The organism is Cardiobacterium sp., from assembly GCF_057314735.1.
On record NZ_DBHKZK010000023.1, the window covers coordinates 1 to 11774 of the forward strand.

Sequence of the window (11774 nt, forward strand, 5' to 3'; positions counted from 1 at the left end):
CCTGTCGCTGCGTTACAGCGCACGGCTGGAGGAGGCAGGCGTGAAAGCATCGGTGGGTACAGTCGGCGACTCCTACGACAACGCACTGGCGGAAAGCATCATTGGCCTGTACAAAACGGAAGTCATTGAAAGACAAGGCTGGTGTGGTGCAGGCGACGTGGAGCTTTCGACACTGGAATGGGTGGACTGGTTCAACCAGCGCCGACTGCTGAGTTCCATCGGCTACACTCCGCCAGTAGAATTTGAAGCGGCGTACTATCGCCAAAAAGACGGATTAGACAAAGCTGCCTGATCCAATCCATCCGCCCTCCGATAATTTTGGGGCGGTTCATTTTGTGCGTCCTGATGCTTGCGGTACCAGGCGCGTCATGCCTACAGCCACTTGGACGCAACCGCCTGGATGGCAGCCCGATCGAAAGGGTGCTGTGCGCGAACTTCTTCGAGTAGCCGGATGGCACGTTCGCGCACTTCGGGGGTGTATTTTGGGGATGCTGTTTTTTTCTTCATGGGGATATCCTCTCACAGATATAGCCATCCACCGAAAGCCTCATACGGTGTTGCGTCGCCTGACCGGGCACCCTAAAAAATGGCGAAGCCATTTTTTAGGGAAACCCGCGCCGTACAAATGCGTACTGTCTTCGGCGACGCACCTTGTCTGAAACTTTCGATGGGTGGCTATAGTACTCCTTCCTGATTTCTTGGGGCGGTTCATAAAAACGTGCGCCGGAGCGCACGTTTTTTAGAGTCTGTGTTCAGGGGACGAGGGCGCGCATGGCGGCGACTTGTTCCGGGCGCAGTTCGCGGTTTTGGTCGCGGCCGGCAAAGATTTTGCAGATGCAGCCGCCGCTGTGGTTGATGAAGTAGAGCGCGGCGGTGGCGGTGCCCATGAAGGGGCGTTCGACGCGGTAGATGGCGGCGCAGTGTTCGTGGCGCAGGTGGCCGTGGATGCCGCTGCCGTCCGGGTTTTTATCGAAGTTGTAGTAGCCGCGCGCGACCCGCCCGCCGGGCAGGCGTCCGCTGATTTCGGCGATGATGTCCGGCGTGTGGATGATGGTGGTGACGGGGTGCTCCCAGGTGGCGATGGTTTGCAGGATGTCGAGGATGCGTGTGCCTTCGGTTTTTTGCCACATTTCGGCGGGCAGGCTCTGGAGGACGGTTTCCAGGCTGGTCTGGTATTCGGCGGCCAGTGCTTCGAGGACTTGGCCGGGTTGGCGCGCGAGGCTGTCGCGCAGGTCTTGGTTTTGGTTCATGGTGTTTTCCTGGTTGTGGGTGGATGGAAGGGGTTTTATGGGCAATGCGGTTTGCGGGCAAACCCCACCCCCGGCCCCTCCCCCACGGGGGGAGGGGAGAAGGTCAGGTTTTTTGTGGCGGGCTGAGGGCGGCGATGAGGGCGCCGCCAATGGCGCTCGCCCAGTAGCGGCCGCTGGTGTTGAGGCGGACGATGCCGTCTGCGTCGTGGTGGAGCAGGCCTTGTTGTTGCCAGGTGTCCAGTTGTGCGAGGGCGGCGGCGTTGTCGCCGAGCAGGGCGGGGTCAAGGTAGCCGAGATCGAGTTGATGCTGGATTTTGCCGTTGCGGCGGCGGTTCGGTCCGTACGGGACGAGGACGGCGAGAGCTTTTTGGTCGCGCGGGGTGTCGAGGTAGGTCATGAGGTCGCCGCTTGTCATGTAGCTGTATCCGGCGAGGTTGCCGCCCGCGCCGGAGCCGTAGGCGAGGCAGGTGTCGCGTGCGCCGCTGTTGTAGCGGTTGCGTTCGCCCCGTCCCGGCCAGGCGTAGTGTTTGTTGCTGATTTGTTGCCAGCCGTGCGCGGTGAGTTGTTCGCAGGCGTAGGCGTAGTGTTGTGCCTGGATGGCTGCTGGGGCGGGCGGCGGCAGGTGGCCTTTTTCGATGTGTTTGTTGATGGGCAGGCCGGGGAAGTTGCTGAAGGCGTAGGTGTCGAGGCCGGAGAGGGGCAGTTGGTTGATGCGGGCGATGTCGCGCGCCCAGATGTCGTCGTTTTGGTTGGGTAGGCCGTAGATGAGGTCGGCGACGACAACGCAGTCGAGTGCGCTCATTTGTTGTAGGTAGTGCCAGGCTTCGTCGCCGCTGTGTTTGCGCCCCATGCGTTTGCGGATGTGGTCGTCAAAGCTCTGGATGCCGATGGAGATGCGGTTGATGCCGGCGTCGATACAGGCCTGGGCTTTGTCGGGGTCGAAGTGGCTGATGCGGCCTTCGAGGGTGATTTCGCAGTCGTCTGTCAGCGGCAGGTAGCGCTTGCAGGCGCTGATGAGGCGGACGAGGTCGGTGGTGGCGAGTGCGGTCGGGGTGCCGCCGCCGAAGTACACGGCGTTGATTTTGCCGTCGCCCTGGCGTTGTTCGTGTTCGTAGGCGAGTTCGTCGATGAGGCGGTCGGTGTAGCTGGCGCCGTCTTCTTCGCACCAGTGGTTGCGGTAGAAGCCGCAGAAGAGGCAGTGGGTGATGCAGAAGGGGATGTGCAGGTAGGCGGCGCCTTCGCCCTGCCAGGGGGTGGTGAGGATTTTCTGCCAGGTGCGCTGGATGGCGTCAGGCGGCAACGGTGGGACTGCACCGCGCGGCATCATGAAGCGCGAGCGGGCGGGAAAGGCGTCGGGTACGGCCTGGTCGGGGCGCCAGCGGGTGTTTTGGATGGGGTTCATGGATGTTGGTTGGGCTTGTCAGATGAACGCTTCGGTGGCTGATGTTGCAGCGGCGTGTGTTTTGCTTTCGTTACTCCCTCCCCAACTTTGGGGAGGGGGTAATTCGGCGGGCGATTTGGCATTGGCGGTATGCAGGCGAACCCCACCCCGACCCTCCCCCACAGGGGGAGGGTTTTTTTGCGCGCGAGAGTTGTGTTTTTTCATGGCTGGTACTCCGGGGCGAGGAGGATGCGGTCGCTGTCGGGCAGGCGGTAGTGGCGGATGGGAATGTGGTAGGCGCGCTCCAGGTCGCCACTTGCGCTCAGGCTTTGCGGGGTGTGGTCGCCGAGTTTTTTGCCTTCTGCCAAGAGGATGATGTGGTCGGCGTTTTGTAGTGCGAGGTCGAGGTCGTGCATGACGGCTATGATGGTCAGTCCACGCGCTTTCAGGCGCTGTAGTTCGTGCATGAGTTGGTATTGGTGGCGGATGTCGAGGTGGTTGGTGGGTTCGTCGAGGTAGAGGGTTTTGCCGCTGAGGTCGCCCGCCGGTTGTTCGTGGATTTGCGCGAGGGTGCGCGCGATGTGGCTGCGGTGTTGTTCGCCGCCGGAGAGGGTTTGCCAGGTGTGGTCGGCGAGGTGGTCAATGGTGAGGGTTTGCAGGCAGTGGCGGATGACGGCGCGGTCGTGCCGGGCGGCGGTGCTGCCGTGCCAGGGTTCGCGTCCGAGGGCGACGACTTCAGCGACGCTGAGCGCGAAGGGCAGTTCCTGGCTTTGTGGCAGCACGGCGCGTTTGCGCGCGAGGCTGAGGGGGCTGTAGGCGGCAAGGGGTTTGTCGTCGTAGGTGATTTGTCCGTGTTGCGGGCGGTAGTCGCCGCAGAGGAGTTTGATGAGGGTGGTTTTGCCCGCACCGTTCGGGCCGATGATGGCGGTGTAGCTGCCACGGGCGATGGTGAGGTCGAGCTGGTCGATGAGGGTTTTGCCGCCGCGTTGCAGGGTGAGGCCGCGGGCTTCGAGGTGCGGGGTCATTCGGTTTTTCCGAGGCGTTGCCAGACGAGGGTAGCGAGGAAGGGCGCGCCGATGGCAGCGGTGAGGATGCCGATGGGCAGTTCTGCCGGAGCCATGATGAGGCGGGCGATGAGGTCGGCGAGTGAGAGCAGCGCCGCGCCGAGGAGGAAGGAGACGGGCAGGACGTGGCGGTTGTTGGCTCCGGTGAGGCCGCGCACGATGTGCGGCACGATGAGGCCGACGAAGGCGATGCCGCCGGTGAAGGCGACGCAGCTGCCGACGAGGAGGGCGACGAGGAGGATTTGCCGTTTTTTGGCGCGTTCGATGTTGAAGCCGAGGTGCCAGGCGGCGCTTTCGCCGAGCATGAGCGCGTTCAGCACGCGCGCGTCCTGGTGTATCCACGGCAGGCTGATGGCGCTGATGGCGGCGAGGATGGCGAGTTTTTGCCAGTCCATTTTGCTGAGGGTGCCCATGCCCCAGAAGGTGAGGCTGCGCAGTTGGTTGTCGTCGGCGATGTAGGTGAGCAGGCCGGTGATGGCGCCGGTGAAGCCGCTGAGCGCGATGCCGATGAGGAGCATGGCGGCGATGTTGATTTGGCCGCCGCGTTTGGCGAAGCGGTAGAGGGTGAGGGTCATCAGCCAGCTGCCGGCGAAGGCGGCGACGGGCAGGGCGTAGTCGCCCAGCCAGTGCAGCAGGGCGGGGAAGGCTTCGGCGCCGATGATGATGTAGAGGGTGACGCTGAAGGCGGCGCCGCTCATGACGCCGATGATGCCGGGGTCAACCAGCGGGTTGCGGAAGAGTCCCTGCATCACCGCGCCGCAGAGGGCGAGGTTGCCGCCGACGAGGGCGGTGGCGAGCGCGCGCGGCAGGCGCATTTGGTGGAAGGCGTACCAGTGTGGCGCTTCTTCCGGGGTGAGGGTGCCGCTGATGCCGTGTGCGATGAGGGCGAGGTCAAGGCGGGTGCTGCCGAAGCGGATACCGAGGATGAGCAGGACGGCGAGCGCCAGCGCGGTTATGGCGAGTGTGCGGCGGTAGTGCGGGCGGTTCAGGGTTTGTTCAGGCATGAGGCGAGGGTTTTGCTGATGTCGCGCACGGCGTCGGCGTAGCTGGGGCCGAAGCCGAGGCTTTCCATGACGTTGATTTGGATGAGGCAGCCGCGTTTGCCTGCCTGTGATTGGGCGAGGTCGGGGTATTCGGCGGGGTCGGCAAGGCTGGCGTTGTCGTCGAAATGGCGGCCAAGGCGGGCGATGAGGATGGCGTCGGCGGGCAGGGTGACGAGGGCTTCGGGCGAGAGCAGTTTCATGCCTTCTGCTTCTACCGCGTTGTCGCCGCCGAGGAGCTGGACAAGCGCGTCGCCACCGCTTTTGGGCCCCATGCTGGAGAGCTGGTCGCTCAAGCCATCGAAGAGGACGAGGATGCGCAGCCGCGCTGGGTAGGTTTGTTGGAAGGCGCGCGCTTCGTTCATCGTCGCGGCGATTTGGGCGATGAGCGCCTCGCCTTCTTGTTCGCGCCCAAGTGCTTTGGCGATGGTGCGGATGTCGTCGGCCACGCCCTGCTCGCTGCGACCGTCCTTGATGCGTAACAGCGGGACGCCTGCGCCTTCGAGGTGTTTGATGATTTCGGCGGGTCCGGCATCGGGCGGCAGGATGACGAGGTCGGGGGTATAGGAGAGGATGCCTTCGCCAGAGAGGACGCGGCGGTAGCCGACTTTGGGCTTTTTCTCCATCACGTCTTTGGGCAGGAGGCTGCTGCTGTCGACGGCGACGAGTTTGTCGGCGTCGCCGAGAAGGGCGACGATTTCGGAGATGTTGCCGCTCGCCGAGATGATGCGCTCGTAGGCGTGGGCAAGCGGGGCGGCGAGGATAAGGGCGAGTACGAGAAGGTGTTTTTTCATGGGGATGGGGTGTTTGTTACATAGCAGGGTAGGGGCGGTTAGGCGTAGCCGTAACCGCCCGTTTTGTCTTGCGGGCGGTTACGACCTGCGGTCTAACCGCCCCTACGGTTGATTGTTTGTCAGTCAATGGCTTAGGGGGTGTTTGCAATTCGGCGGATAAGCCCCTCTCCCTGTGGGACTGGGACAGCTCGCGCAGCGACAAGCATTGCTTGCGAAGCAAGAGAGAGGGCTGGGGTGAGGGCAGCAAACGTGAAAAACTGGATTCCGAGTCATCAACTATATCGCTTACCCCCACCCCGGCCCTCCCCCGCTGCGGGCTTCGCCCTGCGGGGGAGGGAGCATTTTTAGAACTGGTAACGGAAGTTCACCGCCACGTAGCGTCCCGGCTCGCTAAACGGCGGGGCGTAGCCGTCCGGGTGGCTGCGGGCGCGGCTCCACAGGCCGTAGTCTTTGTTGAAGAGGTTATAGACGCCGCCGTTGATGGTGAGGTTGTCCATCGGTTTGTAGTGGCCGGTGAGTTCGACCGTGCCGTAGCCGCCGAGCGGTTTGGCGCGCTCCGGCAGGGCACTGCCTTTTTTCGCGGTGGCGAATTTGACGCGGCTCGCCACGCCCCAGCGCTTTTGCGGCGCGTCGTAGCGCAGGCCAACATAACCGTTGAACGGGTCAATGCGGCTCATCGGCTGCCCTTTGCTGTTGCTGCCTTTGCCGTAGGCGGCGGCGCCTTCGAGCGCGAGGCCGTCGGCGAGGCCAAAGGCGTTGAGGTTCAGCCGTCCTTCAAATTCGGCGCCGTAGATTTTGCTGTGGCCGTCGGTGTTGTAGAACAGGCAGGGGTCGTTGGTGTTCATGCCGCAATCGACGCTGATGAGGTTGTTGTAGTGGTTGTAGTAGAGCGCGGTACGCTGGCGGCCAAGCGCGCCGTTGCTCGTCCAGGCGAGTTCAAAACCGTCGGCGGTTTCCGGTTTCAACTGGTAGTCGGGGCTGTTGAAGCGGGTGCTGCCCAGTTCGATGAAGCCGGGGATGCGGGTGGCGCGGTGGTAGTCGGCGCTGATGAGGTGGTTGTCGTTCGGCTGGTATTCGAGACGCAGGCCGCCGCCGGGCGCGGTTTTGTGGTAGTCCGGCAGTTTGCCGTCGTGGCTGATGCGGGCGTGGGTGAGGCTGACCGACGGGGTAACGCTGATGCCGCTTGTGCCGAAGCTGATGCGGTCGGCGGCGCGGATTTCGCCCTGGAAGCGTTTGCTTTTTTCCACGGCGAAGTAGCTGCCTTTGGTGCGCGCGGTCGGGGTGATGTTTTCCGAGCCGAAGTCGCTGGTGCCGTAGCGCAGTTTGAGGCCGTAGTCGATGTCCTGGCGCACGCTGCCGTCGATGCTTTTGCTGAAACCGGTGCTTAGGCTGTAGTCGGTGTTTTTGTAGTCGTCGTTGTCGTAGAAGTTGCCGCTGGGCATGAGGTTGGTGTTGCGCCCCTTGCTGCTGCCGCGCTGCACGCCCAGTTGCCAGTTCATCTGGTCAAACAGCGGCGTGGCGGCGCTGATGTCGTGGCGCACGGAGACGGCATCACGGCGGTTGGTGCGGGTGTTGTGCGAGTCGAGGATGTTGCCCGCGCCACGGCTGGCAGTGCCGATGCGCTGCCGCTGGCGGCTGTTGCTTTCCACGTCGTAGTGCTGGAGGGCGAGGGTGAATTTGTGCGCGTCATTGGGCTGGTAAATCCATTTGCCATTGACGGAATTGCTGTGGCCAGAGACCGGGTCGTTGTAGGTGCGGTCGGGGCCGTCAATATCGCGGCCGCTGCGGTTTTTGCGCTCATGGAACCAGTGGCGGTTGTAGCTGACGGAGGTGCTGTTGGCCGCGTCAAAGCGCCCGGCCACGCTGGCGCCGCTGGTAAATTCGCGGTTTTCGCCGTTGAATCCGTCGCGTACTTCGCCGCCGAAGTTGGCGCCATCGCGCAGATAATCCTGCGGGTCCTTGCTGCGCAGGCGGACGCTGCCGGAGAGGCCGTTCGCGCCCGGCCCTTTTTCGATTTCCACTTCTTTCAAGTCAGCCGGGTCAAAGTATTGGCGACCGGTGCGGGTGTAGTAGCCGTAGCTCAGGCCGGGGCTCATTTCCATGCCGTCCAGGTCCATCGTCACCCGGTTGGCGCCGTTGTCCATCACGTCCGAACTCTGGCTGCCCATGCCGCGAATTTCCACCTCGTTCAGCGGGTTGTAACTGCCGCCGACGAAGTTCACGCCGGGGGTGTAGTCAAAGAGGCTGCGCAAATCACTGGTCGGACGGCGCTCCAGCGCCTGCCGCCCGATGACGCTGCTGCCGCCCGCATTGTTGCCGCCCGGCATGGCATAAACGACGACCGGCGCCAGCGTTTGCTCGCCGCCGCTTTTGCTGTCCGCCGGGGCGGCGAGTGCAGGCAGGCAGCACGCCTGCGCCACCAGCAAAGCCAGTGGCAGTTTGCCGGGCAAGACCGTCATGTGTGGAAAATGTTGCGTTTTCATGAGGATTTCCTTGTGGACTGATTTCGTCCTCGTGATAATTATTCTTATCCCGATGTCAATTTTTATCAGCTATCCACATGAATCCACGCCAAATCCGCAAGGTGCCATCCGCCAATGGCATCGCGTCCGCTTTCCCGCTAAGCTACGCGCCCTTCATTTGCACCCTGACAGCGAATCATGAATGCCCTGACCCATCTGCACATCCACAGCGAATTTTCTTTGAGCGACAGCATTTTGCGTGTCGGCGAGATTGTCGATTTTGCCAAAAGCCAGGGGGCGGAGGCGGTCGCCCTCACCGACCGCAACAATCTCTACGGCGCACTCAAGTTCTACAAGAAAGCGCGGGCGGCGGGCATCAAGCCGATTATTGGCTGCGACCTCACCGTGCGCGACAGCGACGGCACGGATAATCAGTTGATTCTGCTCGCGCAAAATCTCACCGGTTTCATCCATCTTTGCGAGCTGGTCAGCTTCGCCTATCAGTACGACCAAGACCATCAGGGCGTGGCGGTGCATATTGAGCGCTTTACCCCGGCGCAATGCGAGGGGCTGCTCGCCCTTTCCGGCGGCATTGACGGCGATTTGGCGCGCTTTCTCCGCCGCCGCGATGCGCAGGGTGCGGAAAAACGTGCCGCCTTCTGGCAGGGCATTTTCCCCGACCGCTACTATCTGCAACTGGCGCGGCACGGCCAGCCGGGCGAGGCGGAGTATTTCGACTGGTGCCGCGAGGCGGGGCGCAAATTGGGGCTGGCGGCGGTTGCCACCAACCTCGCCTGTTTCCCGACGGCAGACGATTACGACGTGCACGAAGTGCGCGTTTGCATCAGCAACGGCTGGCAGCTCGCCGATGACAAACGACCGCGCTATTTCACGCAGAAGTACCATTTCACCAGCGATGCGGTGATGGCAGAGCGCTTTCATGATGCGCCGCAATTGCTTGCCAACACCCACGCCGTGGCGCAGCGCTGCAATCTGGAGCTGACGCTGGGCAAGAATTATCTGCCCGATTTCCCGCTACCGGACGGCGTCAATATTGAAACGTTCCTTATTGACAGCGCGAAAAGCGGACTGGAACTGCGCCTGGCGCAATTGTTCCCGGACGAGGCGGAGCGCGCCGCCAAGCGCGCGCCGTATGACGCGCGGCTCGACATTGAGCTGGGCGTGATTAACCAGATGGGTTTCCCCGGTTACTTCCTCATCGTCGCCGACTTCATCCAGTGGGCGAAAGACCACGACATCCCGGTTGGCCCCGGACGCGGTTCGGGCGCGGGCTCGCTCGTTGCCTACGCGCTGAAGATTACCGACCTTGACCCGCTCGCCTACGACCTCTTCTTTGAACGCTTTTTGAACCCGGAGCGCGTTTCCATGCCCGACTTTGACGTCGATTTCTGCATGGAGCGGCGCGACGAAGTCATCGAATACGTCTCGCACAAATACGGCGCGCAGCGCGTCTCGCAAATCGCCACCCACGGCACGATGGCGGCGAAGGCGGTGTTGCGCGACGTCGGCCGCGTCCTCGGCGTGCCGTACCCGGTGGTTGATAAACTGGTCGCCACCGTGCCGCCCGTTTTGGGCGTGACCCTGCCGGACGCGCTCGGCCGCAGCGCGAAAAGCCAGGAAAAACCGGAACTGCGCTCGGAGGCGATGCAGGAGCTATACGAAAAAGACGAAGAAATGCGCGAAATCATCGACATCGGCCTGCAACTGGAAGGGCTCGCGCGCAACGTCGGCAAACACGCGGGCGGCGTAGTCATCGCCCCGACCAAACTGACCGACTTCTCCGCGCTCTACAGCGAAAGCGCCGGGGCGAACATCGCCACCCAATTCGACAAGGACGACATCGAAGCGATGGGGCTGGTCAAATTCGACTTCCTCGGCCTGCGCACGCTCACCGTCATCGACTGGGCGCTCGGCCACATCAACAGCCGCCGCGCGCGCGAAGGCGAGCCGCCGCTCAACATCGCCACCCTGCCGCTGGACGACCCCGACACCTACGCGCTGCTGCAATCGACGCGCACCACTGCCGTCTTCCAGCTCGAATCCAGCGGCATGAAGGAACTCATCCGCAAACTGCGCCCGGACACCTTTGAAGACATCATCGCCCTTGTCGCCCTGTTCCGCCCCGGCCCGCTCGGCTCCGGCATGGTCGATGACTTCATCAACCGCAAACACGGCCTCGCCGAAGTCGAATACCCGCACCCCGACCTCGAAGACATCTTGAAGACCACCTACGGCGTCATGGTCTATCAGGAACAAGTGATGCAGGTCGCGCAAAAACTCGCCAACTACACCCTCGGCGAAGCAGACAACCTGCGCCGCGCGATGGGCAAAAAGAAAGCCGAAGAAATGGCGCGCAACAAAAACATCTTCGTCAGCCGCGCGGTAGAGCGCGGCGTGCCGGAAAAACAGGCGACCGACATCTTCGACCTGATGGCGAAATTCGCCGAATACGGCTTCAACAAATCGCACTCCGCCGCCTACGCGCTGCTCTCCTACCAAACCGCGTGGCTAAAAGCGCACTACCCGGCGGAGCTGATGGCGGCGGTGCTCACCTCGGAAATCGAAAAAATCGACAAAATCGTCCGCTTCATCAACGAAGCGCGCGACATGGGGCTGACTGTCATCCCGCCCTGCATCAACCGCTCGCAGTACACCTTCACCGTCAGCGAGCGCGGCGAAATCATCTACGGTTTGGGCGCGGTCAAAGGCGTCGGCGAAGCGGCGATTAACATCCTCCTCGAAGAACGCGAAAAAAACGGCGACTACACCTCGCTCGAAGACCTCTGCCGCCGTTTGGATCTCAAAAAACTCAACCGCAAAACCCTGGAAACCCTCATCCGCGCTGGCTCCTTTGACAACATCGAACCGAACCGCGGCGCGCTCTTCGCCGCCGTCGAACAAGCCATCAAACTGGCCGAACAGCACCACCGCAACCGCCACCAGGGGCAGGGCGATATGTTCGGCCTCTTCGGCGACAGCGGCGGCGACCAGCCGCCGAGTCTCATCATGAACCCCACCGAGGCGTGGGATTTGCGGCAAACGCTCGCCGAAGAAAAACAAACGCTGGGACTCTTTTTAAGCGCGCACCCCATCGACGAGGCGCGCGACACCCTGCTGCAAATCAGCCGGGGACGCAACCTCGCGCAACTGCAAGAAAACATGGAAAACTGGCAACGGCCGACGCGGCGCGGCGACAGCATTGACGTCACGTTGGCAGGCGTCGTCATCGAAGCGCGCAGCATGGTCAGCAAAAAAAACGGCAACCCGATGATATTCCTGACCTTGGACGACCGCAGCGGGCGGCAGGAAATCGGCGTCTTCGGCAAGGCGGCAGAACAATACAAAGACCTGTGCAAAGCGGACAACATCCTCATCATCCACGGCAAAGCCGACTACAACTACTACAAAGAAGAATGGCGCATCAACGCCGAAACCATCCACGACTACTACGACGCGCGCTACGAACTGCTGCAAAAACTGGATTTCACCGTGGACGCCACCGCCCTGCCGGACGACATCTGGCAAGAGCTGCGCGATACCCTCGCACCGCAGGAAGACAGCCACGGCGCGCGCATCAGCATCACCCTGCAAAACACAAGCATCAATGCCCAAGGCCGCCTGCACCTGCCCGCCACCTACCGCATTGACCACGACAACCTGCTACGCCTGCAAACCCTGCTGGCCGCGCCGCAGACCAAGCGGGTTTACTAGGGGCTGTTTACAATTGGTCTAACCCCTTGAAAAAACGAAAAACGGCAGGAT

The 11774-nt window shown here is 62.3% G+C and carries 7 protein-coding genes and 1 pseudogene; 2 read left to right on the forward strand and 6 right to left on the reverse strand.

The features are described from left to right. Nucleotides 1–292: integrase core domain-containing protein (locus ACO54Z_RS02875; RefSeq protein WP_485995664.1), on the forward strand; the 292-nt coding region annotated here is incomplete at its 5' end. An 80-nt stretch (nucleotides 293–372) separates the two neighbouring features. Here the strand turns inward: ACO54Z_RS02875 and ACO54Z_RS02880 are convergent. The 6 genes and pseudogenes from ACO54Z_RS02880 to ACO54Z_RS02905 form a co-directional block, all read right to left on the reverse strand. Continuing rightward, a complete protein-coding gene (locus tag ACO54Z_RS02880) occupies nucleotides 373–507 on the reverse strand; it encodes a hypothetical protein (RefSeq protein ID WP_485995665.1) in 135 nt (44 codons plus the stop codon). A gap of 245 nt (nucleotides 508–752) precedes the next feature. After that, nucleotides 753–2652, reverse strand: a pseudogene (hutW, locus tag ACO54Z_RS02885) (heme anaerobic degradation radical SAM methyltransferase ChuW/HutW). A gap of 200 nt (nucleotides 2653–2852) precedes the next feature. Next, entirely contained in the window at nucleotides 2853–3656 is an 804-nt protein-coding gene (locus ACO54Z_RS02890) for a heme ABC transporter ATP-binding protein (RefSeq protein WP_485995666.1), read from the reverse strand. Next, on the reverse strand, nucleotides 3653–4699 hold the full coding sequence (locus ACO54Z_RS02895) for a FecCD family ABC transporter permease (RefSeq protein ID WP_485995667.1): 1047 nt from the start codon (nucleotides 4697–4699) through the stop codon (nucleotides 3653–3655). The genes ACO54Z_RS02890 and ACO54Z_RS02895 overlap by 4 nt, the downstream gene beginning before the upstream one ends. Further along, entirely contained in the window at nucleotides 4681–5529 is an 849-nt protein-coding gene (locus tag ACO54Z_RS02900) for a heme/hemin ABC transporter substrate-binding protein (RefSeq protein WP_485995668.1), read from the reverse strand. Before ACO54Z_RS02900 ends, ACO54Z_RS02895 begins: the two co-directional genes overlap by 19 nt. A gap of 344 nt (nucleotides 5530–5873) precedes the next feature. After that, nucleotides 5874–8012 (reverse strand): TonB-dependent receptor domain-containing protein, encoded by a 2139-nt coding sequence (locus ACO54Z_RS02905; protein WP_485995669.1) that lies wholly within the window; start codon nucleotides 8010–8012, stop codon nucleotides 5874–5876. A gap of 177 nt (nucleotides 8013–8189) precedes the next feature. Here ACO54Z_RS02905 and dnaE point away from each other — a divergent pair, with 177 nt between their 5' ends. Beyond that, a complete protein-coding gene (dnaE, locus tag ACO54Z_RS02910) occupies nucleotides 8190–11723 on the forward strand; it encodes a DNA polymerase III subunit alpha (RefSeq protein ID WP_485995670.1) in 3534 nt (1177 codons plus the stop codon). The last annotated feature ends 51 nt before the right edge of the window (nucleotides 11724–11774 follow it).

Bases quoted from the DNA above. Each gene is read 5' to 3' on its own strand.
- ACO54Z_RS02880 (WP_485995665.1), bottom strand. From the start codon at position 507: ATGAAGAAAAAAACAGCATCCCCAAAATACACCCCCGAAGTGCGCGAA.
- ACO54Z_RS02890 (WP_485995666.1), bottom strand. From the start codon at position 3,656: ATGACCCCGCACCTCGAAGCCCGCGGCCTCACCCTGCAACGCGGCGGC.
- ACO54Z_RS02895 (WP_485995667.1), bottom strand. From the start codon at position 4,699: ATGCCTGAACAAACCCTGAACCGCCCGCACTACCGCCGCACACTCGCC.
- ACO54Z_RS02900 (WP_485995668.1), bottom strand. From the start codon at position 5,529: ATGAAAAAACACCTTCTCGTACTCGCCCTTATCCTCGCCGCCCCGCTT.
- ACO54Z_RS02905 (WP_485995669.1), bottom strand. From the start codon at position 8,012: ATGAAAACGCAACATTTTCCACACATGACGGTCTTGCCCGGCAAACTG.
- dnaE (WP_485995670.1), top strand. From the start codon at position 8,190: ATGAATGCCCTGACCCATCTGCACATCCACAGCGAATTTTCTTTGAGC.